A 24163-nucleotide genomic window follows, 5' to 3' on the forward strand; every position below is an offset into this window, starting at 1 on the left:
ACAACCCGTCCGGCACCAACCGCCGCGAAAGATCATCGACCCCCATGAGCAACCATCATGCCGCAGATCAAACGGCACCCATGTGAGACACACTCTTAGGCATGGGGACGCTTTTTGAGCAGTCCTGAATCCTGACGCATATGCGGCGGCACCAGACACCTCGGGCGATTGATCACGACAATCAAAACGCCGATGACAGCAAATACAAACGCACCGCCACCGATTCCCATCACAGTAATGACTGCCAAGACATTCGAGAGCTCATCACCCCCCGAAAGAGAGGCTCCGAATCCTATCAAAATAGACCACAAAATGCCACAGATTGCCACTTGCGCTCTGATAATTCCTCTGCGAATTCCCGCCCCAAAGCAAAAAATCCGATACGCGGCATCAGGCGCCTCCACCTCCTTGGGATTACGCCAAATCGAACACAAACTCCACATGGAAAGCAGGGAAAGAATTGCCAGAGGCACCAGGGCTACCACAATGAACCCTTCAGTCGTTCGAACAACCCGCGAATCCAACAAAGATGCCCAAGAGCGACGAAGAGCTCATCGTTTGCGCCTACACCATCAGGAGGCGGATACATCGTATCACCACGATGTACCCGCCCATTCCCACGAACGTCAGCCAAACAGCTTGTGATAGCCATCCTTGAAGGCATTCTTGATCGAAGGCGACGTGATCGTCGCAGCACCCCCGAAGAGCAGGGCTCCTCCGGCCGCACCAGCGGGAACTGTCCACGGTCCAAGGAAAGGAGCTACTGCTAGGCCTGCTTTGGCCCCTGCCGCACCACCTGCCAATGTGACAGCACCTACATAAGCCCCGTCAAAACCCGTCTCCGCCACCGTCGCCGCAACACCTCGTGCCGTCACCCCATCCCTATGTTGGCCACGAAGTTCGAAACGCCCGACGTAGCCACTCCGCCCCACAACGTGATCTTTCCCGTCTTGACGAGCCATGGCAATCCGGGGGCACGCACTCGAGTCCCATCAGGAGCCACGGTGTAAACATCTTGGATCATTCCCTTGGGGATAGAAACCGCCATTCCACCGCCAGTCATCAGCGCGCCGGACGACGAGCATCCCGCATTGAGCAACGGGGAGTCGATCCCGCAGTCCGGGGTCCACTCGAGTATCAAGGGGTCCGGTCCACGGTTTTCAGCCGGAGTCATCGCTGGAGCCGGCTTACTAACCAGGCAGATCCCGCACCAACTGACCTGCTGAGGAGTCTGAGGCACGGTTCGTGGGCCAGTGAACTGCGAGTTCTTTCCACCTCCAGGAACTCCGTTTCCCTTGTTCCCGGTACCCGGCTTGGTCGGAGGCCGCATGCAGTAGTTGACGCAGCCGGCTGTGCCTCCCGGAGCCGTGGGCGAAGTAGTGGTCTGGTCTACGCCGGAGTCTCCGCACGACATGACGTTGCCGCAATAGACCGGGGGCCGGTTCGAAGTCGGCGGGTTCGTCACCCCGGCGCCACCGCTTCCCCCCTTGTAGGGGGTGTAGGGGTCGTACTCGGCGAGGCCGGTCGGGTCGCTGACCGTGGTGGGGTTGTTGCTGCTGTAGGTGTAGCCGTGCATCTGTTGGGCGTCGGCGAGGTCCATGATCGGGTCGACGCTGATGAAGCGGCCCAGGCCCGGGTCGTATTCGCGGGCGCCGACGTGGGTGAGGCCGGTGGTGTCCATCGGCTTGCCGAGGAAGCCCTTGTCGTCGGGCCATTGGCCGTTGGCCTGGGTGGGCTGGGTGCCGCGGGGTTCGCCGAAGGGCTTGGACTGGCGGCGGGTGGCGGTGAGGCCGGCGGCGTCGAGGATGCTGTTGGGAGTGCCGTGGTGGTCGGTCGCCATGAAGGTGATTGCGCCCGAGCCGTTGCGAACGACGGTGGCACCACCGGCTGTGGGGTAGTAGCGGGTGCCGACGACGGGGCCGGATCCGTCGGTATTGGTGGTGAGTTCGTCGGTTTCGAGGTAGAGGGTGCTCTTGCCGTTCTGGCGGCGGATGATGCGGTTGCCGTCGGCGTCGTAGACGTACTCGCTGGTACCGGTTGCGGAGGCAACGGTGGTGAGCTTGTCTTCTTCGTCCCAGGTGAGGGCCTGGGGGTTGGCGCCTGTGCCGGGTCGGGTTTTGGTGTTGCCGGCCTGGTCGTAGGTCACGTTGGTGGTGACCGGGGCGGCGGTGCCGTTCTTGACGGTGACGGCGTCCAGGCGGTGGGTGCGGTCGCCGGCCTGGGCGCCGGGGCGGTAGCCGTACTCGGTCGTGACGTTCTTGGCCGGATCGTCGATCACGTCGTGGTCGACGAGTTTGGTGCGGTTGCCGACCACGTCGTAGTCGAAGGACTGCCAGTACGGGTCCGGGCCGCCGACGGTGTTCTTGGTCGGGGTCTGGGTGACGCAGCCGCCGACGCCGGGGACACTGGGCGCCGGGAGGGTGGTGGTGCCGGCGGTGTCGGTCCAGGTCTCCTTGAGGCGGCGGTTGCCGTCGTAGGCGAAGCACTGGGTGTCGGTGGTGTTCCCAGGCGTCGACCCGGGACCGGACGGGCACCCCAGCCCACACGGGTCGCTTCGCCGGCCGACAGGCCCGCTGGACAACCAGCGAACGATCTTCTTAGACTGATTGTCTAACCATAGACAGTAAATACAAAAGGCCGGGAGGACCTCATGGAACGCATCGACGGCCCGGAAGCGGAGGACCGCACGGGCACGGCTGCCGCGGCCTCCACCGAGGCGGACGAGCATCTCATCCGTGAGGTCGAAAGGATCGCCGTCGCACTGGGCCGCATGTTTCCCGGTCTGTGCGAAGTGGTTCTGCACGATCTGCGGAATCCGCAGCACGCGATCCGGGCGATCGAGAACAACCTCTCCGGCCGCCAGGTCGGGGATTCGGTCACAGAGCTGGGCCTGGCCCGCATCGAGGACCCGAACTATCCCAGCGTCATCCAGAACTATCCCAACCAATTCCCCGACGGCCGCCCGGTCAAGAGCACGTCCATCGGGATCAGGAACGCCGCCGGCGAGTACGTCGCCGCCCTCTGCCTGAACCTGGACGTGTCGGTGCTGTCGCCGGTGACCCTCGCGTTGTCGAACCTCGTGGCCACGGACACCGAGCACCGCGACCAGTCGCTGGAGACCCTCCGCGACCGCAACGCCCGCGAGCTGCGCCGGGTGGTGGAGGAACTGGCCGCGGAGCGCGCGGCGGCCCCCCGCTCGCTGAGCAGGGAGAGCAAGAGGGCACTCGTGCGGCAACTGCACCAGGAGGGCCACTTCGACTCGCGCGATGCCGCGCAGACCATCGCGGACCTGCTCGGCGTGTCCCGCGCGACCGTCTACAACTACACCAAGTGAAAGGCGCCTCGTGACCGCCGCCGGCTCGACCACCCGCCCCGTACCCGCGGCCGCTCCTGTGCCCGTACCCGCTCCCGCGTCCGAACCCGGCCGGCCACCGACCACGCGCCACCTGCTGTACATCACGGAAGAACAGACCGCCGCGTTCGTCGACACGGACCTGGCCATGGAGGCGGCCCGCGCGGCGTTCGCCGCGACGGTGGACGGTACGTCCTTTCCCAGCCTCGCCGTGCACGGATCCGACCCGCGCAACCGGTTCACCCTCAAGCCGTCCGCGTCCGCGACGCACGCCGGGGTGAAGATCGGCACCTACTGGCCGGACAATCCGGAACACGGGCTGCCGCGCCACCACTCCACCCTCCTGCTCTTCGACCAGACGAACGGCAGGGTCGCGGCCGTCCTGGAGGTCGGCAGCGCGAACGCCTACCGCACCGCCGCCGCCGATGCCCTCGCCGTCGACCTGCTGGCCCGTACCGACGCCACCACCCTGGCGGTCTTCGGCACCGGCCACCAGGCGGCCTACGAGGTCGAGGCCGTCAGCCGCACGCGGCCCATCACCGAGGTCCTGGTCGTGGGACGCAGCGCCGAGCGCGCCGAGCGGACGACCGCGGCGTTGACCGCGAACGGACACCACGCCCGCGGCGTCGACGCCGAGGAAGCCTGCTCCCGGGCCGATGTGATCGTCACCGTCACCACCGCCACCACCGACGACCCGCCGCTGTTCGAGGCCGCCTGGGTCCGCCCCGGCACGCACATCTCCTGCATGGGCGCGGACGGCCCCGGCAAACGGGAACTCCCACCCGAACTGTTCGGGCGCGCCCGCGTCTTCTGCGACCTGCCCGAGCAGGCCCGCCGCATGGGCGAAAGCCGGCACGCCCCCGCGCGGACGGCCCTCACCCCGCTCGGCGAGGTACTCACCGGCCACGCCACCGGACGCACCGACGACAACGACATCACGGTCTTCGACAGCTCCGGAATCGGAGTGCAGGACCTGTATCTGGGCCTGGCCCTCCTGAAGAAGATGGACATCTCCCTGTGAGCAGCCCCGCCGGCGTCACCGGCCCCGACACCACCCGGACCCTGGCCGACCCCGACACCCCGTTCGCCGTCGTCGACGTCCACAAGGCCCGGCGCAACATCGAACGACTCGCGGCTCGGGCCGACCGGCTCGGGGTCGCCCTGCGCCCCCACGTGAAGACGGCCAAGAGCCTCGACGTCGCCGGCCTCACGCGCGACACGCCCTGCCCGGTCACCGTCTCCACCCTGGCCGAGGCCGAGGCGTTCGCCGACGGCGGCTACCTCGACATCACCTACGCCGTCGGCATCGACCCCCACAAACTCACGCGCGTCCTCGCGCTGCTGCGCCGCGGCGTCACCCTGCGGATCCTGCTGGACAGCGTCGAGCAGGCGGCAGCCGTCGCCGGAGCCTCTCGCCGGGCCGGCGTTCCCATCCCCACGCAGATCGAGATCGACTGCGACGGCCACCGGGGCGGCGTCAAGCCCGACGCCCCCGTACTCACCGAGATCGGCCGCGTCCTGCACGACGCGGGATGCCTGGACGGCGTGCTGACCCACGCGGGCGAGTCCTACTACGCCTACACCGCCGAGGAACGGCGCCTGGCGGCGAAGAACGAACGCGACACCGCCGTCGCCGCGGCCGAGCGGCTGCGCGCGGCCGGCCTGCCCGTGACCACCGTCAGTGTCGGCTCCACCCCCACGGCCCACGCGGCCGAGAACCTCGACGGAGTCACCGAACTGCGCGCGGGAAACTACGTCTTCTTCGACCTGGTGATGGCCGGCATCGGCGTCTGCCGCATCGAGGATCTCGCCCTGTCGGTCGTCGTCACCGTCATCGGCCACCGCCGCGAGCACGGGTGGATCGTCACCGACGGCGGCTGGATGGCCATGTCCCGCGACCGAGGCACCGCCGTCCAGGCGCAGGACCAGGGTTACGGCCTGGTCACCGACCTGGACGGCAACCTCATACCGGACCTGCTCATGACGGCCGCAAGCCAGGAACACGGCACCCTCACCGCCCGCGACGGCGCCCACCTGCCCGACCTGCCCGTCGGCACTCGACTGCGCATCCTGCCCAACCACGCCTGCGCCACCGCCGCCCAACACCGCGGTTACCACGTGGTCGACGGCGCATCGACCACGAACACGGCACCGCCGATTCAGACCTTCTGGGAACGCGTCTCCGGCTGGTAGCCGACCTGGGCGACCAAGGAACCGGCCATCCGGTCGGCACCTGCGGGGGCGCGGTCTTGTCGAGTACGTCGACGCACATGGGCCCAGACCCCCGGCCCGGGCCCGGGCTCCGCCTCTGACTCGGGCTCGGGCTCGGGGGCTCTGACTCTGGGGCTGGGGCTGGGGCTCAGGCTCTGGCTCTGGCTCGGACAACAATCGCCTTACCAGGGACAACAGTTCGTCCAAGACAACCCCCACGGGCACGACTCCCTCCCGCGCACGCACTTCTAACGACCGCGCAAGCCGGGTCCGGTGGCGGAACGACCAAAGGCCGCTCCACCACCGGACCCCCGCCTCGCGCGCCGACAGGCGGGTCGCCCGGAGCGGACCGGGTCGACGCGCCCTCGCTCACACGTAGAAGCGCCACCACGGGTGCCAGGAGCCGTCGCTGAAGCACGAGGCGTAGATCAGGGTTTCGTTGAATATCCCCGGCTTCAGCCATACCTTGACGCACAGCATCCCGTACTCCGCCCTGGCGCCGAACATGTCGTCGGCGTGGAAGCCGTAGGGCATCTCCTTCCAGCCGCCGGAGGACGGATTGACGTGCCAAATCGTTCGGTCGGGCGCGACCACGAACGACTCGTCCACCTTCCCGTCCTTGTTCCAGTCGGCATCCATCGTGCGGGTATCGCAGCGCTTGTACCCGGTGTGATTGAACCGCGTGACGGCGACGGAGGTGCACGTCGCCGCGTCCGAGTGATCGGAGGTATGGGGAGCTGCCGTCACCGGTCCCGCCGCGACAGCCGCCAGGGCCGTCATGGTGGCCGCCGCCACACCGAGGCGTAAGGCAATGCGATGCATGAGCTTCTCCTTCAGGGGATCGGATGACTTGCGCGTACTTCGAGCTTCGGGACGTCGATGTCGCCACGCGCGTTCACGGCCGTGGAGCATGAAGCGTGGAGCGCCGCGCCTGGCCGAGAACCCGCCGCCGCCCGCGACGTCCGGCCGGGCGCGCTCGCCGACGACGCGAGTCGACCGGGGCTCCGTGCACGTCAAGGTAGCGACGCCGCGAGCGTGATCGCCTTCGTCCGTGGTACCGCATCCGCCTCCACCCGACGCGGCAGCATTCTCACGAACGTCGACCCCACGCCGTACGGCCTGCCGCCGGTCGGTCCGGCCACGAGAGCGCCGGGCGGGCCTGGAACGCCGGGCTCTTTCCGCGAGCCAAGTCGGCGGCCTGAGCCATCAGTTCCGGCCACACAGCCCTCGTTGCATATTCATGCAGAGTCCGGCATACTCTTTCCATGTCCAAGGTTCTTACCTCTCTGCCCATCGGCGAACGTGTCGGCATCGCCTTCTCCGGTGGGCTCGACACCTCCGTCGCGGTCGCGTGGATGCGCGACAAGGGGGCCGTCCCGTGCACCTACACCGCTGACATCGGCCAGTACGACGAGCCGGACATCGCCTCGGTGCCCAGCCGTGCGTCGGCGTACGGCGCCGAGATCGCGCGCCTGGTCGACTGCCGTGCGGCGCTGGTCGAGGAGGGCTTGGCCGCACTCGCGTGCGGCGCGTTCCACATCCGCTCGGGCGGGCGGGCCTACTTCAACACGACGCCGCTCGGCCGCGCCGTCACCGGCACCCTGCTGGTCCGGGCGATGCTCGCCGACGACGTGCAGATCTGGGGCGACGGCTCGACGTTCAAGGGCAACGACATCGAGCGGTTCTACCGTTACGGTCTGCTCACGAACCCGAACCTGCGCATCTACAAGCCATGGCTCGACGCGGACTTCGTCTCCGAACTCGGCGGGCGCAAGGAGATGTCGGAGTGGCTGCTCGCCCACGGCCTCCCCTACCGCGACAGCACCGAGAAGGCCTATTCCACCGACGCCAACATCTGGGGCGCCACCCACGAGGCCAAGACCCTGGAACGTCTCGACACCGGCGTCGAGACCGTCGACCCGATCATGGGCGTGCGGTTCTGGGACCCCGAGGTCGAGATCGACACCGAGGACGTGACGATCGCCTTCGCCCAAGGTCGCCCGGTGGCGATCAACGGCAAGGAGTTCGCCACTGCCGTCGACCTGGTGATGGAGGCGAACACCATCGGTGGACGCCACGGCATGGGCATGTCCGACCAGATCGAGAACCGGATCATCGAGGCCAAGAGCCGCGGCGTCTACGAGGCCCCGGGCATGGCGCTGCTGCACGCCGCGTACGAGCGCCTGGTCAACGCGATCCACAACGAGGACACCCTCGCGCAGTACCACAACGAGGGTCGGCGCCTCGGTCGCCTCATGTACGAAGGCCGCTGGCTGGACCCCCAGGCACTGATGATCCGGGAGTCCCTGCAGCGCTGGGTGGGTACGGCGGTCACCGGTGAAGTGACGCTGCGGCTGCGGCGCGGCGAGGACTACTCGGTCATGGACACCTCCGGCCCGACGTTCAGCTACCACCCGGACAAGCTGTCCATGGAGCGCACCGAGGACTCGGCGTTCGGCCCGGTGGACCGGATCGGCCAACTCACCATGCGCAACCTCGACATCGCCGACTCCCGGGCCAAGCTGGAGCAGTACGCCCTGCTCGGCATCGTCGGTCACGCCCACGCGGCCCTCATCAGCGCCGCCCAGGACACCTCCACCGAACTGATCGGCGCGATGCCCGAGGGCGGCGCCGAGGTCATCGCCTCCCGCGGCAGGGTCGAGAGCGACGGCGACCTCATGCTCGACCGCGCCGCCATGGAGTCGGGCACCGACTGACCGACGCGACAGTCGACACACCACCCGGGCGCCGGTGCACTCGCCCACGGCCTCACGGACCCACGGCCTCACGGACCCACGGCCCCCGGCCTCACGGCCTCACGGCCTCACGGCACGGAACGACGCGCCCACCGGCTTCGAGCGGCGCCCGGGTGGTCGCACAAGAAACGCCCGGGTGGTCGCACAAGGCCAGTCCGCCCAGCCGAACACGTCGATCGTGAACGATCAAGGCACAACGCCGACCGCCGGCCCGGCCTCTGATGGCCGGGTCGGCGTCTTGTCCCGGTCTCAAGACGCCGACCGCCGGACGGGTCCTCCCCCGGCGCGGCCCGACGGACCATCGCCGGGGCGGTGGCACCGGTACGTCCACGCCCGGCCGAGGATCGTGTAGCCGATGTCGGCACGGCGTTCCCTTCGGGCCGGCGACATCGGCTGCTTCCGGCTACCCGAGTGAGCCGGCCTGGTAGTCGCCACCGCGCTGCCTGATGACGACGCTCATGCGATTGGTGGCGTTGATGAGGGCGATGAGCATCACGAGGTCGCAGAGCTGGTCCTCGTCGTAGTGCTTGGCGGCATTCGCCCACACCTCGTCGGTGACACCACCGGCCGCGTCGGCGATGCGGGTGCCTTGCTCGGCCAGTTCCAGGGCGGCGCGCTCGGCGTCGGTGAACACGGTGGACTCCCGCCAGGCCGCGACCAGGTTGATGCGGGTGGAGGTCTCCCCGGCGTGTGCGGCGTTCTTGCTCCACACGTCGGTGGCGTAACCGTCGCCGTTGATCTGGCTCGCGCGCAGCACCACCAACTTCTGGGTCACGGCCGGCAGCGTCGACTCCTGAAGGATCGTCTTGCTGGCCAGACCGAAGTGCCCCGCAGCCTTGGCGGCAGTCGTGGTCGGGTTGCTGAAAAGGCTCAACCGAGCGGTCATCGTGCGCTCCTCGTTGTAGTTGTAGTGGTCGGTCGAGCATGAGATGCCGGCGGCCCCCTTCCTGTGACGGCAAGGCGATGAGACCTACACCACCGGTCACCGGTGTCACACGGCGACGCGAAGCGGCGTCACGTGCGCGCGGCACGACCGAAGACCGAGCAGGCCACAGGCGAGCAGGCCACAGGGCGGACAACGAGCGCGTAGCCGGGGTCGAGCCCGATCCGACACATGACCTCCGCGAGCCGGTCGGGATGATCGCGATGACGCGGACCGGGCCTCAGCACACCGAACCCGCCCAGCCATCACCCTCCATCCGCAGCGGATGCCCGGACTCCGGCCGAAGCGCACCATGGAATCAATGAACCACCGCATGGACGACATCAGCCCCCCGGCGCGAATCGCCGGTCCTGACGAGGGAATCGGCCCGGACGAACTGGCACTCGCGGCACGCAACCACGGCCTGCCTCTGGAGGCGCTGCGCCACGACGTGACGCCACCCGGATTGCACTACCTGCTCACCCACTACGACATCCCCGAAGCCCGCGCCGACGACTGGCGGCTCGTGGTGGGCGGCCGGGTGCGGACACCGCTGACCCTGGACGTGCGCACGCTGCGGTCCCTCCCGGCCGTCACCCATCGCGTGACGATGGAGTGCGCGGGCAACGGCCGGGCACGGCTGACGCCCCGACCGGTCAGTCAGCCGTGGCTGGTCGAGGCGGTCGGCACCGCCGAATGGACCGGGGTACCGCTGCGCCTGCTGCTCGCCGAAGCCGGAATGGAGCCCGATGCCGTCGAGGCGGTCTTCGGCGGGGCCGACCACGGCGTGGAGCGCGGCGTCGAGCAGGACTACCGGCGCAGCCTGCCGACGGCGGTGTGCACCGGAAGCGATCCGGAGCCGGAGGTGTTGGTGGCGTACGACATGAACGGCATGCCGCTGCCCCCGCAACACGGCTTTCCGCTGCGCCTGGTGGTGCCGGGCTGGTACGGGATGGCGCACGTGAAATGGCTGCGGGAGATCACGCTGGTCACCGCGCCCTTCGCGGGCTTCCAACAGGCGGTGGCCTACCGGTATCGACAGAGTCGTGACGAACCGGGTGAACCGGTGACGCGAATCGCCCCACGGGCGTTGATGATTCCGCCCGGATTCCCGGACTTCATGTCGAGGGCGCGGGTGGTACGGCCCGGCCCGGTGCTCTTGGAGGGCAGGGCATGGTCCGGATTCGGAGCGGTCGCCCGGGTCGAGGTCAGCACGGACGACGGACGCACCTGGACAACGGCGGACCTCGCCCCGGAAGACGCCCATCGATGGGCCTGGCGGGCATGGAGCGCGAAGTGGCCGGCCACGGTCGGCTCCCACGTACTGAGTGCGCGCGCGACGGATGCGCTGGGCAACACACAGCCGCTCACCCAGTCCTGGAATCGCGGCGGTTTCGGCAACAACGCGGTGCAACGGATTGCCGTCTCGTGCGTCCCACTCTGACCCGAGGAGCACACAGAGCCTGGTGGATGTGACGGCCGGGTCCGTCCCTCGCCGCAGGGGAGACGGACTTCGCCGAGGAAGCCACCGCGCTCGAACACATTTCGGCCCACGCGCGAGGCGCCCCGGCGACCCGCCCGCGCCCGCCCGCGCCCGCCCGCCCCCCGCGCTCTACGGCTGCACCGTCGAGCAATACGTGCTGGTATGGAGTGGTAAGCCCACTCCCCGTAGGCCCGGCAGTGCCCTGTGGTCAGGTCTTGATTGGGTCACTCGGCCGCCAAGGATGTGCACATGACCTCCGCCCCCGACTCGGCCACGGAATCCGGGCAGGAATCGGTGGTCCTCGCCGGCTTCGACGACCACCGACGCGCCGAACACATGCTGGCATCGCTCGGGCGGGACTTCCGCAGGAAGGCACGCAAGGACGGAGCAACCGCCGTCGTGATCACAGGCAACACCGACGGGTCGCTGAAGCTGACCCGGTCCCGCGTGCTGACGGCCGGCGGTCTTACGCACGCCCTGATGTCCGTCTCCCTCGCGTGGACGAGACGATCGGACTCATGGGGCTGCTCTCGATGTTGACCGGCGCCAAGGACGTCGTCCACACCGCCCATGTGCGTCAAAGACACATCGGAGCGCAAGGAAAGGCCCGCGAGATCCTCGCCGAAGCCGGCCCGCACGCGGCCGTCACCCTGATTCGTTGCACAGACCCGGACACGCGGCAGACCGTCGCAGCAGCCGCCGCCGACCGTGCACGACGCAGTTGGGAAGGCTCGCTCACAGACTTTCTCGCAAGCCTCGATCCCGGAAGCGCCCACGACTGGGTGCGCGCGGCTCTCGGCGAACCCACCCACACGAACCACTGACATTCGCGCCCCACATGCGATTCGCCCGTCCGCGATCGCGGGTTGCGGTCGCGGGTTGCGGTCGCCCTCGCGAGGCGAGGCTCTCGGATCGGACGCGGACGTCGGACGGGGAAGGCCCCACGACCGGGGCCCTCACTGCGCGAGCGGGTCGGTGCCGTGGGAGCCTTCGGGCGGAGTGTGGTTACGACTGGTGGGCGCGGCGGCGGTTGCGGGCGAAGAGGACGCCTCCGGCTCCGGCGACGACCAGGACACCGGCTCCGGCGGCGATCGCGGTGGTGTGGTGTCGTCGGCGCCGGTGTCGGCGAGTTCGCGGCCCTTGGCCGGCGGTGCCGGGGTTGCTAGCGTGCCGCCGGACGCGGGGGTGGCGGGCGCGGTGGTGGCGGTGCCGATCCGGTAGGTGTACACCGTGCGGTCGGTGTTGTCCTCCGGGGTGGTCTCGGGGAGCTTACCGGTGACACCGCTTTCGACGATCTGCTCGTTCCCGGACAGCGTGCCGCGCAGCCGCAGGGCCCTGGGCATGCTGCCGATCTTCTCCGTCTTGTGGCAGGTGATCGTGGTCTTGCCGGTGTCGATGGCGCAGCCCTGGGGGCATTGGCGAAGGCGAGGCCCTTGACGGCGGTGACGGTGATCGTCGCGTCGGACTCCTTGTCCGTGCGGTCGCCGTATTCGATCGTGTAGTCCGCGGTGATCGTGCCGTCGGCGGCGTGGGCGATCTCCTTCGGGTTGGTGATCCACAGCCTGGCCTCGGTGACGGGCTTGCCGTAGGTGAACTCGACCGTGTCACCGGCCTCGCCCGTAACGGCCTTGGCCGCCAGGCACAGCACCTCGAACTCGGCCCGCCAGGGCTGCGGATCGCGCGGGTCGGGCAGATCGCGCGGGTCGGGCGGGTCGGGTCGCGGGCAGTCCCGGTTCGAGGAGGACACGCTCGCCGTTGGGCCGCAGGCCGCCATCACCGCGTACGGGGACGCCGTCGACGACGGCCGTGACAAGAGCACCGCGCGCGCAGGGGAGCGCACGCCGATTTCTCGCCGCACGCGCCGAGGCCGAAGTACTCGCGCTGCGACTGCGGTTCACTGTCGAAGGTCCCTCGACGTGGCCCGGGCGCGCCGGCGGAGGGCCCCGGGTTCGGCCGTGTCCAGGACTGCCGACTTGCGCGACATCCAAGCCGCGGGGCCCGCAACGGGACCGTCGCCGTGCCGGCGGGCCTGATCTGCCTCGGGCTCCCGGCCGACCTCGAGCGAGGCCACTGCGGATCACGTCCCGGCCACCGAGGTCAAGCTGATCCAGGCCCCGGCGCCGGACGACACCTCTCCCCTGCATGGTCGAACGAAGCACGGGCCGCGGCGAAGAAGTGCGGGACGAGCGCCGTCGATTTCCTCTCCCGGTTCCGCGGTAATGCGCACCCGACGGCACGGCGTCTGCTTGGCTGGTTCCACGCTCCCCTTTCCGGAAGCGGTACTCATTCGCTGCGCCCGCTTGGCGTCTCGCCGCTGCGGTCGTCGAACCGCAGGGGATCGTATGGGCCTGTCCGCCGGACGTGTCGCTGTCGTCGTATCGGTGCTGCTCGGCGGGGCGGGGTGCGGTGATTCGGGGTCGACCACCACGACCAACACATCCGTGTCGCCTTCGAACACCTCCGTGTCGACTGCTCCTTCGTCCGCTGCGGTGCCTTCTTCGTCCGGTCCCCGTGCCCCGGTCGGCGTCGTGGGCTTCGACGGCAGCCTGAACATCACGGACGCGGACGGCTACACCTACGTCCTCTCCTACGCCGCGAAGTCCGACGGCGGGTTCCGGGCCGATCCGACCAACGCCAAACCGGGCCGGACCGACCTGGTCGTCGCGGCCTCCGCCAAGGCCACCGTCACCAACACCACCCCCGGGCGCAGCGCGCCCGGCAAGAACATCAGATTCGACGTGTGGGGTCTCTATCCCCAGGCCAGTCCGGTCTGCAAGACCGAGCAGACCCCCTCCCACGACATGCGCGGCGGACAACGGACCTTCGTCGGCCCGGCCGGCGACCCCCGCTACTGCGCCGTCCTGCTCAGCCCCAGCCTGTCCAACATGGACACCACGATCCCCGCCGGCAACCGCAGGGACCTCGTGGAAACCGGTGCGCTCGGATTCAAGCAGACGATCCCCGGCGTCCCCGAGAGCGAGGCCCCCGCGATCATCGCCGCTCTCGACCGGCCGGCATCCTTCGTCACGTTCCTGACCGACGGCGGAAACCCGAACTCCAAGTCCGACGTCGTCTCCCCACTGAAGATCCCGGGCAGTTGCACGGTCCAGGTCTCGGGAAACAACGGCAGCAGCCCAACGAGCATCACCGCGGTTCCTCTTTCCGGCGGTCCGGCTCCGTGCGGGGGATGAGTTCCGTCGAGACGGCCCGAGACTCGCATTGCAGACGGTCCGCACGGCGCCTCCATCATCCGTCCTCGCCGACGCTCCTGGGAACAGCCGCGGAGCCCGATCCGACGCCACGGCCGCGCGCGTTGGAGCCGCGGCGGAACGTACTTCGTGCAGACGTACGTGGAGAACCCGGGTCGAGTGACCCGTCTCGCCGCGTTCGGCGCATCCGACCGGCGGCGCGCCGGTGCGATGAGACACGCGCCGGCCGGGACGAGGTCGGCCATGGAATCCGAAGCCAGGATCGGGACCGGAGCCGAAGTGCCACGAACGCGAAACGCCCGTCGGCGCCGTGCCGGAGCCGGTATCGGCCGGATCCCGCGACGTAGCCTCGGTAAAACCACTGGTTGCGGCTGCCGTTCCCGCCGCTGCTCGTGCAGCCCCGCGCCCGCACCCGGCGCGCTCCCCCTGTATGCGGCCGGCATCGCAGCCGCAGCCGACCGATCGGACATGGTCGGGAACGGCGGTGGCGCGGAAACGGACGTACACCGTCGACCGGGCCCGAACTCCGGCGGCATCTCCCGCTACTGGCTGCCCGTGCGAACCCGCCACACCACACCCTCCAACTGTTCCCGCAAGCGTTCCGGGTGTCCGGGTCGCGACAAAGCCGAGGAGACCACCAAGCGAGCGCCCTCCTCCTGATGGGCGACGTGGACTCGGCACGTGTACGGGACCGACTTCCCAACTCGACACCGAGCTCGACCCGGCCTCGACCGGCAAGGTCGTCCTGGCGGAAGCACATTCCGTAAGGCGCCCACGCCGCGCACGAAACGTCAACAAGTGTGCGAAGAACGTCAACGACGCGGCGAGGCGAAGGCGGCAGGCTCTTACGTGAGCCCAACAGGGCCGAACAGGCGACCCCGGTGCCACCCTTTCCGGTTGTGAAGGGGCACAACTGACAGCAATGGGAACAGCGGGCTCGACGCCTCGGCTTGAGACCCGCCGATCCCAACCACTCGCGCGGGCTGTTCCACCTGCTATGACCCCGAAGTAGTGGCACTGGCAGGACTGTTTACCTCCCGCCACGGGGCACCTCTCTGCCAAGCGATCTCCGATGACGGCAACCCGCCTCTGCTCAAGCCGACTTCGCACGGAACTTCGGGATCGGGTCAGCCTGCTCGACGCCAAGGACGAGACGCCCCGGAAGCAGCAAGCCGGCCCGAACCCGCAATCATGGGCCGGAAGGCACGCCTTCGGGCCTGGATCGTGTGACACAGCGGCGAAAGAACGCTTCTTCGGGCCCACTTGGATGGGACGCCGACGGCATGGGCCGTCCCACTCAACCAGGCCCATGCGGCTCAGAGCACATGAGCCTGGCCGAGTTCATGGAGACTGGACACGGTTCGGCCCTGTTCGCCCGGTTACAGACCCGTCTTGTACGTGTACGACACGACGGTCAGATCCTTCTCCGCTATTTCCCACGGGGAGACGCAGGCAAGGATCCCGCCCCGGGTGACCGGCCGGCCGGCGCCGCGAACCAATTCGATCGAGTGCACGACCACGAGTGCGTTCGCAGGGGCGAATTCGCGTTGTTTCTCGACTTCGCGTCTTGTCAGGACGACCTGGCCTCCGTGAGAAGTCGTTCCCTTGACCTCCGCCCGCAATATTTCCCCGTCGCGGGTCATCAAGAGGTCGAAAGGCTCCTGCAAACCAACGTCCTGGACATCCCAGCCGAGGTCCTCGAAGTGTCGCTTGGCCATCGCGACGGCGTGCTCTTCGAGTGCCTTTCTTTCCCCGGAGGTCAGGACGCCGAATCCCTGACCAGCCGTCTTCACGGTTTTTCTGTCGGTGGTCTTCGCCGCCTCCATCTCGGCTTCGAGAATTTCGGGCCCCACGTCGCCGGGAATGAATGGAACTGCTTTCTCGGCCCGATAGACGAGACCCAACAACCCGACCATGAAGAGGAGGTCCCGAGCCAGGACGTCGGGCGGCGGGACGTGGGCGCGCTCGTACGACACGGCAAGGACGTTCCCCCGTTCGTAGCCTCCCGCCAATCCCCGGTGACCGGCCTGGAGGTCGATGGTGTCGACGAGGTCCGGTCGGGCCGCGACGGCCGCGACCAGGGGGCGGGCCCAGGCGACCCGCGCCCTCAGTTCCGCATGGCTTCGTCGCCGCAGGGAGGGACCGTCCCAGCTGGTCGTTCCCTGATTGAGCGAGAGATGTATGCGATGCCCCGGGACGTCGAACAGATACACCACATACCATCCCTTCGTGGCACTCGGGGACGCCTTCTCCGAGAAGACCCGGAGCCAGGGTATTCTCGCGTTCTTGGTAATGCCATTGCTCGCCTTTACGCCGAGATCGTCCAAGGGAATGCCGATCGCCTGCGCGAGGTCGCCGCTCCACCCTCTGACGCATGGCTCCAGTTTCCCGGAAAGCAAGGCGCCACGCCGTTGCATTTCGTCCGTCGTCTCGGAGTCCCAGAACGGCTGCAGATCACTAATTTGCCTCAGAAATTCATCCACGCGACCAACTCACAAGGAAAGGGGGTGTTCTCGTCCGCGCACGGAGAATTGCTGATTCCGTCGCGCGGCCGATATCGGACAATCGATTCGGGACGCCGCGGGGCCGGGAACAACGGCGCCGACGAAACGGCGCCTTCCACGGTCGGACGGCTGCGGCGTGACACTCGGCCCGACGCTCCCCGCCGCCTTCGAGCCCGGGAGCTGAGCCGGCTGCGGCCGGCACCGGCGCCTCGGCGGACCGCGCCGGGCACGCCCTCCGCCGAGCCGGGTCACAACGCGGCCGGAGGCCTGGTGTACCAACCGCTGATGACGCCCACCAGGTGGATGATGTTCTGCGTCCTCATGATCGGCGCGGACGCGTTCGGCTCGAAGTCGACGCCGGTGGCACTGGTACGCCAGATACTGCTGTCGGCGATCGGCGCCCCCATGTGGGGGTCCAGACGCTTGAAGAACGCGGCGATATCGTCGAGCAACGCCGGGTTGTCACCCGAACGCAGTTCCCGGAAGACACCCCCCAGGACACGAGGCATGCCCACCGAACCCAGCAACGAGGTGCGCCGCGACCGCTGGGACATGGTCAGGTCGCCAACCTTGGGCTCTTCGTCGAGGTCGTCCTCGGTGAGAGCCGCGAGGTCGGCGAACGCGTCGGAGATGACGTCGAGGAAGTCCTCGACCTTCTCGATCACTTCGCCGTCGGTCAGCGTCTGCTCGGCCTTCTTGCCGATCTGGCCGCTGGGACCGGCGATGACGGCGCGGGTGATGTCCGCGACATGCTTGGCGCCCATGAGGTTGGGGTTCTTGAGCGTCATGCGATCCCGCTCGGGGTCCACGCGTCCCTTGAGCAGCGGGTGGTCGATGACGTCGGACAGCGTACGGTTGGCGACCTTGTTGCTGTCGAACCGGGCGCCGGCGGCGCTGCTGATGCCCTTGGCGTTGTCGGCGACGTCCACGAACATCTGCTGGGCCTTGATCGGGTCTGGTTCGACGTAGATGTCGAGTCCGACGTACTCGGCCTTGAGACGCTCCATGCGGCCGACGAACCTCTTCCGGTCCGCCTCGATCTTGAGGCCCTTCTCCGGACTGACCCTGCGCGCGAGTTCCCGATCGAGTCCGGCGATGGCTTCGGTGATGCGCAGCTTCTCGATCGAGACGCCGAGCACCCGGTGCTGACCGTCGATGGTCCGCAGTGGGGAGATCCCGCCCAGGGAACGGTGAGGTAGCCCACGGTGCCCTGCTCGTCGACCTTCTCGAACAGGCAGCCGCCGCTGTCGTGGGCCAACAGGGCCGGGGCGATCCAGTCCTGCTTGTTGTCGAGGTACTCGCCGAAGTGCCTGGCGTGCAGGCGGTCGACCTTGCGGTTGTCCTTGTCCACGTTGGCCCGGGTCGGGCACGGGCAGGATCGTGGGCAGCTCGAGCAGCGGCACACGGGTGGTGTACACGATGCGACCGCCCTGGACGGTCCGGATCGCCAGATAGGTGCTGGGGTCCTGGGGCTTCGAGAGACGCAGAGGGTCGACGGTGATGCTGATGGTGAACTCCTGGCAGTAGAACGATAGTTGACCTGAATCAGGTTCTCGTGCGCCGAAGCTAGCACCCGGGCGTTTGGGATCCGCGAGAAAATCGTGACCCGAGTCGACTCTCTTGTGCAGATCTGGTGAAGGGGTTCGCTCGACGAAAACGGCCGCTGCAATGGCGCGGACGCCACCTGCCTTCGGTTCCGTGTGTCCGCGCGGCACACTCCACGGTGACGTCGACAACTCGAACGGGACCGTTGACGGCGCCTCGGCCACGCAAGCGGTATCGAAGCCGATCTGTCCCACGCCATGGACCACCGATGCTTGGTCGACCTCCCATGACCGTCGACTTCGGTCGGTGCAAGTTCCGAGCCCGCGGCGCGGGTGCCGATCGCATCGTGGCGGCGGCGGGAGTACGGAAATCACGCCTCGTTGGTCACATGGACGTGAGTGGTGACACCTCCTGGGATGTACATCAACGGCGGGGGACCGTGCCGAAGCGCTCAGCGCCGGAACCTCCCCCGGTCGGACGGGCCGGTCGCGGCACCGCCGAACGGGGCGGATCGCGCCGAGGTTCCAGATCCGAGAACTGCAGCCATGTCGCTGTTCTGGGCATGCAGAGCCGCACTTGCAACACATCGTGGGACAGACGACCGATTCCAGGAGGATCTCGACGATCTCGATGGCCATCGACACATGCACCGGGGGCTCGCGTGCGGTGAATCTGGGCAGAGACGATGTCGACAGTCGTACTTGGTCGGAGGGCTGGTGGCGGAATGTGATTCCGGCGGTGGCCTTCCCGGGCCGGGCGAGGCGGCGCGCCCGTCGAATCGGCCTCGTGCGGCGCGGTCTCGCGTGAGGCGGCCCCACGAGCCCCGCGTCGAAATCCGCCGCCGCGGCTCCGGTCCTGCCCGGTCTCGGCAGGGAGCCGGCCTGGTCGATCGCGATGCCGCACACGGGGTCCGACGACGACGCCCCGCAGGTGGGCGTCGTGGGCGCGACCGTCGTGGTGGCCACGCCGACCGGGCCGTCCTCGGGCGGCTACGAGTTCGGCCTCCCGGCGCGGGCTACGCGGCCGCAGCAGGTCGAGTTGCGGGATCCGGCGACCGGTGTGGTGCGCAAGGGCTTTCGGGTCCACGGCGCGGTGACGGCCGAGACCTGGCGGGGACGTCCGGCGATCGTGGTGCGGGGCCGACGCGTCACCCCGGCCGAGGGGCTGATGCGGGGGAAGCGTGACTGGCGTGTGGACGCCTACGGCGAACAGGGCGCGCGGATCGGCGGAGTGGACCTGCCCCCGGTCGGCGGCGCCTCGCCCGACAGCGCGGTCGTGGACGGGTGGCTGGTCACCCCCCACCCGCGACAGCGGACGCAGCGCCGTCCGCGTGGCGGCCTCGGGGGCACCGGCGCGGGCGTGACGTTGACGTGCGCCATCGGCCGCTGCCATCCCACCGACGCCTGCAGCGGAGCGCCCTTCCTGCTCGGCGACACGGTGCTGGTCGCCGACCAGAGCGGCCCCCAGGCCGACGCCCCGGGAAAGGTGACGGCCTACGACCTCGCGACCGGCGCCCGACGATGGTCCACCGACGGGATCACCGATCGCCGCGATCGGCGACCGCTGGGCGCTGGTGGCCGTAGGGATGATCGTCCACGTCTATCCGGTGCGGACCCGTTGAGCGGCATTCACGACGGCGATCCCCGCCCGCGATCGATGGTGGTCGCGCGTCGGCGGTTGTGCGTCGTCGCGGTCGGGGCGCTTGAGCCGTCGCCCGGGACGAACAGGGAGCGGCTCGACGACATCGCTCCCGAGCCACACCCGCCGGACCGGGCCGCCGCGACCGCCCCCGCTTTTTACACGCACGACACGCACGCACGGTCGGTCGCCAAGTCATTGATAACCACAGTTATAATAGATACGTTCATCATTGCCGACGTCCGGGTGGGATCGTGCACAAGCCGTCCGACATGTTCGACCGGGACTTCGAGTGGTCCGAGCTCGTGCGCTTCGCCGCCTATCCCGGACGCGAGGCCACGCTCGGCGTGGTCTCCGGGCGGCGCCGCCAGGGCAAGACGTTCCTTCTGGACGCGCTGTGCCGCGAGACGGGCGGCTTCTACTTCTCCGCCACCGAGGCCACCGAGGCCGAGTCGCTGCGCCAGTTCGGATCGGCCCTCGCGCGCCACACCGGCCAGCCGATCCCGTACCGGTTCGCGCACTGGGAGGAGGCCGTCGAGACCCTGATGGCCATCCCCGTCCCCGACGGCAGGCCCATGCCCGTGGTCATCGACGAATTCCCCTTCCTCGCGAAGGCATCACCCGAACTGCCCTCGCTCCTGCAACGCGCGCTCGGGCCCAACGCGCGCCGCGGCGGCGCCCCGATCCGGCTGCTGCTGTGCGGCTCGGCACTCTCGTTCATGGGCAACCTGCTCACCGGGACCGCCCCGTTGCGCGGCCGCGCGAGCCTCGAATTGATCGTGCCCACCCTCGACTACCGGCTCGCCGCACGGTTCTGGGACATCCCCGACCCCACCCTGGCGCTCCTGGTCAACTCCGTCGTCGGTGGAACCCCCGCCTACGCCCGCGAGTTCACCCTCGGCGACGCACCCGCCGACCTCGAGGACTTCGGCCCCTGGGTACAGCGCAACGTCCTCAACCCCGGACGCCCGCTCTTCCGTGAGGCCCGCTTCCTCCTCGCCGAGGAACCCGACCTGCGCGACACCGCCCTCTACCACGGCGTCCTGTCGGCGATCGCCGACGGCAACCACACCCGAGGCGGCATCGCGAGCTACCTCGCCCGCAAGTCCACCGACCTGGGTCACGCCCTCGCGGTCCTGGAGGACACCGGGATGATCATCCGCGACCCCGACGCCTTCCACGGCAAACGCTCCGCGTACCGCATCGCCGAGCCCATCGTGTCCTTCCACCACGCGGTCATGCGCCCCGAGTGGAGCGACCTGGAGCGTCCCGGTCACGCCGCGGAGGTGTGGGACCGCTCCCAGGCCACCTTCCTCAGCAAGGTCGTCGGCCCCCATTTCGAACAGGTGTGCCGCGCCTGGACCCGCTGGTACGCCTCGCCCGACACCCTCGGCGGCCACCGCGTCCGCGTGCAGTCCGGCACCATCCCCGACCCCGCCGCCAAGAACGGCCTCGAGGTCGACGTCGCCGTCTTCGGCCGCGACGACCACGGCCGCGAAACCCTCCTGGCCATCGGCGAGGCCAAGTGGAAGGCGCGGATGGGCCGAGCCCACCTGGCCCGCCTCGAACGCATCCGCGAACTCCTCGCCGCCCGCGACGGCGTCGACGCCACCCACACCCGCCTGCTCTGCTTCAGCGGCGACGGCTTCACCGACGACCTGCACACCGCCGCCACCGACAACCCCGACCTCCAACTCGTCGACCTGGACCGCCTCTACAACGGATCCTGACACCCGCCCGGCCGGTCTCCCCAGCGCCCTCGATGCTCGCAAGCCCGCAAAGAGGCGGTGTCGTGTCGCGCCCGCAGGATAGGGATTCGGCCGCTGTCCTCCTCCGGCGGACGGACCGAACCTCCACCGCAGACGGGAACCCCGGCACCCGTCATAACTCCAGTGATGAGAACTGGAGTTGTGCACGTGGAGCCCGCCGTCGACACTCCTCGGGCCGGACGAGATGTTCGACCGCGACCACGAACGGCCCGGCGCGAACGAATGCGCTCTGCGGCACCCCACCCAGGCGTGTTCAGCGTCGGGGCGCCTCCGGAAGCAGGCGCATGGCCAGGACGGAGCCGTCCGGGTGGATGGAGATCAGGCCGTCCCACTCGGGAGCCTCGGGACTCTTGGGGCGTTTCGCGTTCCACGTCGGGGGAGCGTCGCGGTACTCGCGGACCCGTCGGGCGACGAAGTGAACGAACGTCGCCAGGGTGCGACGCGCTGACCAGGGGTGCGACCGGACCGCGTACTCGGGGACGCCGGGTCCGGTCGCACTCAGGTCGTCGAAGTCGAAGTCGATGGAGACGCGGCGGCGTTCGCCTGCCGTGGTGATGGTGAAGCCCTGTTCCGGCGCCGCACCCCGGTTGTCGTCAAGGCTGCGGCGTGACGAGCGTCCTCGGCGTGCGGGGTACGAGCCGGCGGGATGTCCTGGAGACATGGACGAGCGTCCGATCGTTCCCCTGACCTACCGCGTGATGGTGGCGACCGGCCTGGACCAGACCGCCGCCGAGCAGCTCGTGCGTCGGGTGTGGGAGACGGGTGTCGCCGAGGGCACGCGACGGATGGCCGCCGATCTCGCGGCCGCGCACCGTGAGATCACCGAGCTGCGCGCCGAAGCGGGCCTCCACTGAGCCTCAGGTGTTCTCGCGGCCGCGGATCTGGGTGACGCGGCCGGCGTTCATGATGACCGTGAACGGGTGGCCGATCTCGGTGTTCTCGCCGTCGACGTGCAGTTCGCCCTTGGTGCCGACCGCGAGCTCCGGGCCCTCGGCGATCACCGCGCTCCACGCGACCGGACCGACATGCTCGGCCGGTGGCCAGTCGTACAGGTCGACGTCGACCTCCACGTCACCCAGACCCGGCACGGCGAGGTAGCCGTGCGCCTCGATGATCTCCATCTTTCGAGTGTGGCCCGATCTGCGGGGAACGGCTCGCCCGGGCCGCCGGTCGGGCGACGTCGTCCGGGACGAGGTCGGGACGCAGGCAATGCCACGAGGGTGTCGGAGCAGTTCCGCGCGGGTGATGGTGGCGTACGCGACCTCGCCGACCAGACGCGGCAGCACCCAACGGGCTTTGGGGACCGAGGGCCTCGGGTGGGAGAGGCAGTCGTCGGTGGCGGCCATGTGCAGCAGTTCTGCCGGGTGGTGCGTTGCGGTCGCTCCAGCCGGTGCCGACGGCGCCCGCGTTGCGCAGCCCGTCGGGGCCGAGGCGGCCCACCGGGCAGTGATCCGGGCAGGCCGGAGAGGCGGCCGCGGCCGGGCAGCCATCCGCCGACGATCACCACCGCGACGCCGCCCGACGCTCGCCGATCGCCCGCAACTCGGGGTACGCGCCCGTGAGGTGTCCGCGCCCGAGCGGAGCGCGACCACACCGTCCCATCCCGGGGAGGCAAAAGATCGCGCGCGGCTCGTCCAGCTTGGTCTCGTGCGCCCACCGGTCGTCCTCCGACGAGGGCCGGCAGGGCGGCAGGGCGCCGAGCATGGCGAGCATGGAGGTGATCCGGGGCAGCGTGACCATGCGGGAAAGGCCGTCGCCCCCGTGGCCGAGCACACCTGGCGGCGGTCCGGAGCACTCGAACGGCCGGGCCGACACCGCCCGGCCGATCGGCACGGCGACGGCGACCCGCCGAGCGCGACCTTTTGGGCCCCGAGCCTGCCCCAGCGCCTCGCTGTTCGACCACACGGTCTGTGTGATCGCCTCCGACGGCGACATGGAAGGGCACGCCACCGAAGACGTCAGGCTCCAGGTCGAGGAGGAGTGGTGCATGCTTCGGATTCTTTGAAGATCTTTCCGGTCGTTTTCGTGGACACCCCGATGGTGAGCACCGAACAGCACGAACAGGGCGCGCGAACAGGGCAAACACCGGTCCGCGCAGGTCCGACCACGGCGGGCAACGACGTCCGAACACGCGCGAACACCTTGCCGGTGACTGTTGGCGGACTGTTCGCTGTCCACGCATGCGGTGGTCGTCGCAGATCAGAGCCCTGCCACGCGCTTTCAGTCCCGGAATCCGTGGCTAGTCTGATGGCGCCGGCTCGACGGGCCGCCGCCGGAAACGGCGACGGCCCCCGGTTGCACCCGGGAGCCGCCATCTCGCATCGGTCCGACAGGAAGGCCCATACATGCCCACCGACGAACCACCTCCATGTTGTCACGCCGACCCGGCACCGGCCGCTACGGCCCCGCGCTCGCGGTGGCGACGGCGTGCGTTCACCGCGCTCGGCACCCTCGTGCTGGCCGTCCTGGTGGGCGCGGGTGAGGAGGCCGGACGCCATCTGGTGACCGACACCGCCTCCACCGTCGCGAGCATCACCAAGTAGTTCAAAGCCGGCCCGCCTCGTGTCCTCCTCGGAACGCCGGGCGGGCCGGCGCCCGCCATGCGGAATGCGAGCAGGCGGGCGTCCTGGAGACATGGACACGAGCATCCGATCGTGACGCCGGCCGACCGCGTGATGCGGTCGACCGCCTGGACCAGGCCGCCGCCGAGGCCAAGGTGCGTCAGGTGTGGGAGGCCGGTGTCGCCGAGGGCACCCGGCGCATGGCGTCCTCGC

General features: G+C 69.0%; 21 protein-coding genes. 11 read left to right on the top strand and 10 right to left on the bottom strand.

The window, feature by feature from the left end; all coding sequences use genetic code 11:
• Positions 1 to 95: 95 nt before the first annotated feature.
• Positions 96 to 485 carry a hypothetical protein gene (locus ACWCPW_RS40610; protein ID WP_449766634.1) on the bottom strand — a complete coding sequence of 130 codons (390 nt, stop codon included), beginning with the start codon at positions 483 to 485 and terminating at the stop codon, positions 96 to 98.
• Between the two features lie 386 nt (positions 486 to 871).
• The gene (locus ACWCPW_RS40615) at positions 872 to 2581 is read right to left on the bottom strand and encodes an RHS repeat domain-containing protein (RefSeq protein WP_449766635.1); all 1710 of its coding nucleotides are present in this window, start codon (positions 2579 to 2581) and stop codon (positions 872 to 874) included.
• 69 nt (positions 2582 to 2650) lie between these two features.
• On the opposite strand from ACWCPW_RS40615, the gene ACWCPW_RS40620 reads away from it, so the two are divergent.
• Genes ACWCPW_RS40620 through ACWCPW_RS40630 form a run of 3 tightly spaced genes read left to right on the top strand, consistent with a single transcriptional unit; the run spans position 2651 to position 5545 of the window.
• Positions 2651 to 3334 carry a helix-turn-helix transcriptional regulator gene (locus ACWCPW_RS40620; RefSeq protein ID WP_449766636.1) on the top strand — a complete coding sequence of 228 codons (684 nt, stop codon included), beginning with the start codon at positions 2651 to 2653 and terminating at the stop codon, positions 3332 to 3334.
• A 10-nt stretch (positions 3335 to 3344) separates the two neighbouring features.
• Positions 3345 to 4373, top strand: a complete 1029-nt coding sequence (locus tag ACWCPW_RS40625; RefSeq protein ID WP_449766637.1) for an ornithine cyclodeaminase family protein — start codon at positions 3345 to 3347, stop codon at positions 4371 to 4373.
• Positions 4370 to 5545 carry a DSD1 family PLP-dependent enzyme gene (locus ACWCPW_RS40630; RefSeq protein WP_449766638.1) on the top strand — a complete coding sequence of 392 codons (1176 nt, stop codon included), beginning with the start codon at positions 4370 to 4372 and terminating at the stop codon, positions 5543 to 5545. Before ACWCPW_RS40625 ends, ACWCPW_RS40630 begins: the two co-directional genes overlap by 4 nt.
• A 387-nt stretch (positions 5546 to 5932) precedes the next feature.
• Here ACWCPW_RS40630 and ACWCPW_RS40635 read toward each other — a convergent pair whose 3' ends face one another.
• Entirely contained in the window at positions 5933 to 6385 is a 453-nt protein-coding gene (locus tag ACWCPW_RS40635) for a hypothetical protein (protein ID WP_449766639.1), read from the bottom strand.
• Between the two features lie 443 nt (positions 6386 to 6828).
• On the opposite strand from ACWCPW_RS40635, the gene argG reads away from it, so the two are divergent.
• A complete protein-coding gene (gene argG / locus ACWCPW_RS40640) occupies positions 6829 to 8280 on the top strand; it encodes an argininosuccinate synthase (protein ID WP_449766640.1) in 1452 nt (483 codons plus the stop codon).
• 442 nt (positions 8281 to 8722) lie between these two features.
• Here the strand turns inward: argG and ACWCPW_RS40645 are convergent, their stop codons facing one another.
• The gene (locus ACWCPW_RS40645) at positions 8723 to 9205 is read right to left on the bottom strand and encodes a carboxymuconolactone decarboxylase family protein (protein WP_449766641.1); all 483 of its coding nucleotides are present in this window, start codon (positions 9203 to 9205) and stop codon (positions 8723 to 8725) included.
• Between the two features lie 358 nt (positions 9206 to 9563).
• Between ACWCPW_RS40645 and ACWCPW_RS40650 the strand changes: the two genes are divergently transcribed.
• The 3 genes from ACWCPW_RS40650 (at position 9564) to ACWCPW_RS40660 (ending at position 11548) form a co-directional block, all read left to right on the top strand.
• Complete coding sequence (locus ACWCPW_RS40650) at positions 9564 to 10685, top strand: sulfite oxidase (protein WP_449766642.1); 1122 nt, start codon at positions 9564 to 9566, stop codon at positions 10683 to 10685.
• Between the two features lie 288 nt (positions 10686 to 10973).
• The gene (locus ACWCPW_RS40655; RefSeq protein ID WP_449766643.1) at positions 10974 to 11264 is read left to right on the top strand and encodes a hypothetical protein; all 291 of its coding nucleotides are present in this window, start codon (positions 10974 to 10976) and stop codon (positions 11262 to 11264) included.
• The gene (locus ACWCPW_RS40660; RefSeq protein WP_449766644.1) at positions 11243 to 11548 is read left to right on the top strand and encodes a hypothetical protein; all 306 of its coding nucleotides are present in this window, start codon (positions 11243 to 11245) and stop codon (positions 11546 to 11548) included. Before ACWCPW_RS40655 ends, ACWCPW_RS40660 begins: the two co-directional genes overlap by 22 nt.
• Before the next feature lie 132 nt (positions 11549 to 11680).
• On the opposite strand, the gene ACWCPW_RS40665 is transcribed toward ACWCPW_RS40660, so the two are convergent.
• Positions 11681 to 12067: a hypothetical protein gene (locus ACWCPW_RS40665; RefSeq protein WP_449766645.1), complete on the bottom strand. Its 387-nt coding sequence runs from the start codon at positions 12065 to 12067 to the stop codon at positions 11681 to 11683.
• A gap of 1185 nt (positions 12068 to 13252) precedes the next feature.
• On the opposite strand from ACWCPW_RS40665, the gene ACWCPW_RS40670 reads away from it, so the two are divergent.
• A complete protein-coding gene (locus ACWCPW_RS40670; RefSeq protein WP_449766646.1) occupies positions 13253 to 13915 on the top strand; it encodes a hypothetical protein in 663 nt (220 codons plus the stop codon).
• A 1397-nt stretch (positions 13916 to 15312) separates the two neighbouring features.
• Here the strand turns inward: ACWCPW_RS40670 and ACWCPW_RS40675 are convergent.
• Positions 15313 to 16416: an MrcB family domain-containing protein gene (locus tag ACWCPW_RS40675; protein WP_449766647.1), complete on the bottom strand. Its 1104-nt coding sequence runs from the start codon at positions 16414 to 16416 to the stop codon at positions 15313 to 15315.
• 269 nt (positions 16417 to 16685) lie between these two features.
• A complete protein-coding gene (locus ACWCPW_RS40680) occupies positions 16686 to 18236 on the bottom strand; it encodes a DNA sulfur modification protein DndB (protein ID WP_449766648.1) in 1551 nt (516 codons plus the stop codon).
• A 1638-nt stretch (positions 18237 to 19874) separates the two neighbouring features.
• Between ACWCPW_RS40680 and ACWCPW_RS40685 the strand changes: the two genes are divergently transcribed.
• Positions 19875 to 21350 (top strand): AAA family ATPase, encoded by a 1476-nt coding sequence (locus ACWCPW_RS40685; protein ID WP_449766649.1) that lies wholly within the window; start codon positions 19875 to 19877, stop codon positions 21348 to 21350.
• Between the two features lie 292 nt (positions 21351 to 21642).
• Here ACWCPW_RS40685 and ACWCPW_RS40690 read toward each other — a convergent pair whose 3' ends face one another.
• The gene (locus tag ACWCPW_RS40690) at positions 21643 to 22050 is read right to left on the bottom strand and encodes a hypothetical protein (RefSeq protein ID WP_449766650.1); all 408 of its coding nucleotides are present in this window, start codon (positions 22048 to 22050) and stop codon (positions 21643 to 21645) included.
• Here ACWCPW_RS40690 and ACWCPW_RS40695 point away from each other — a divergent pair.
• Positions 22049 to 22243, top strand: coding sequence for a hypothetical protein (locus tag ACWCPW_RS40695; RefSeq protein ID WP_449766651.1), 195 nt, complete (start codon positions 22049 to 22051; stop codon positions 22241 to 22243). The two genes, ACWCPW_RS40690 and ACWCPW_RS40695, sit on opposite strands and share 2 nt — an antisense overlap.
• Positions 22244 to 22246: 3 nt before the next feature.
• On the opposite strand, the gene ACWCPW_RS40700 is transcribed toward ACWCPW_RS40695, so the two are convergent.
• Positions 22247 to 22510 (bottom strand): hypothetical protein, encoded by a 264-nt coding sequence (locus ACWCPW_RS40700; protein WP_449766652.1) that lies wholly within the window; start codon positions 22508 to 22510, stop codon positions 22247 to 22249.
• A 379-nt stretch (positions 22511 to 22889) separates the two neighbouring features.
• Positions 22890 to 23129 (bottom strand): hypothetical protein, encoded by a 240-nt coding sequence (locus tag ACWCPW_RS40705; RefSeq protein WP_449766653.1) that lies wholly within the window; start codon positions 23127 to 23129, stop codon positions 22890 to 22892.
• A gap of 605 nt (positions 23130 to 23734) precedes the next feature.
• Here ACWCPW_RS40705 and ACWCPW_RS40710 point away from each other — a divergent pair.
• On the top strand, positions 23735 to 23932 hold the full coding sequence (locus ACWCPW_RS40710) for a hypothetical protein (protein WP_449766654.1): 198 nt from the start codon (positions 23735 to 23737) through the stop codon (positions 23930 to 23932).
• Positions 23933 to 24163: the final 231 nt, after the last annotated feature.

The organism is Embleya sp. NPDC001921, from assembly GCF_053594475.1.

Coding starts and splice junctions, on each gene's coding strand:
- ACWCPW_RS40620 (WP_449766636.1), top strand. CDS start 2,651: ATGGAACGCATCGACGGCCCGGAAGCGGAGGACCGCACGGGCACGGCT.
- ACWCPW_RS40635 (WP_449766639.1), bottom strand. CDS start 6,385: ATGCATCGCATTGCCTTACGCCTCGGTGTGGCGGCGGCCACCATGACG.
- argG (WP_449766640.1), top strand. CDS start 6,829: ATGTCCAAGGTTCTTACCTCTCTGCCCATCGGCGAACGTGTCGGCATC.
- ACWCPW_RS40645 (WP_449766641.1), bottom strand. CDS start 9,205: ATGACCGCTCGGTTGAGCCTTTTCAGCAACCCGACCACGACTGCCGCC.
- ACWCPW_RS40650 (WP_449766642.1), top strand. CDS start 9,564: ATGAACCACCGCATGGACGACATCAGCCCCCCGGCGCGAATCGCCGGT.
- ACWCPW_RS40655 (WP_449766643.1), top strand. CDS start 10,974: ATGACCTCCGCCCCCGACTCGGCCACGGAATCCGGGCAGGAATCGGTG.
- ACWCPW_RS40660 (WP_449766644.1), top strand. CDS start 11,243: ATGGGGCTGCTCTCGATGTTGACCGGCGCCAAGGACGTCGTCCACACC.
- ACWCPW_RS40665 (WP_449766645.1), bottom strand. CDS start 12,067: ATGCCCAGGGCCCTGCGGCTGCGCGGCACGCTGTCCGGGAACGAGCAG.
- ACWCPW_RS40695 (WP_449766651.1), top strand. CDS start 22,049: ATGGACGAGCGTCCGATCGTTCCCCTGACCTACCGCGTGATGGTGGCG.
- ACWCPW_RS40690 (WP_449766650.1), bottom strand. CDS start 22,050: ATGTCTCCAGGACATCCCGCCGGCTCGTACCCCGCACGCCGAGGACGC.
- ACWCPW_RS40700 (WP_449766652.1), bottom strand. CDS start 22,510: ATGGAGATCATCGAGGCGCACGGCTACCTCGCCGTGCCGGGTCTGGGT.
- ACWCPW_RS40705 (WP_449766653.1), bottom strand. CDS start 23,129: ATGGTCACGCTGCCCCGGATCACCTCCATGCTCGCCATGCTCGGCGCC.
- ACWCPW_RS40710 (WP_449766654.1), top strand. CDS start 23,735: ATGCCCACCGACGAACCACCTCCATGTTGTCACGCCGACCCGGCACCG.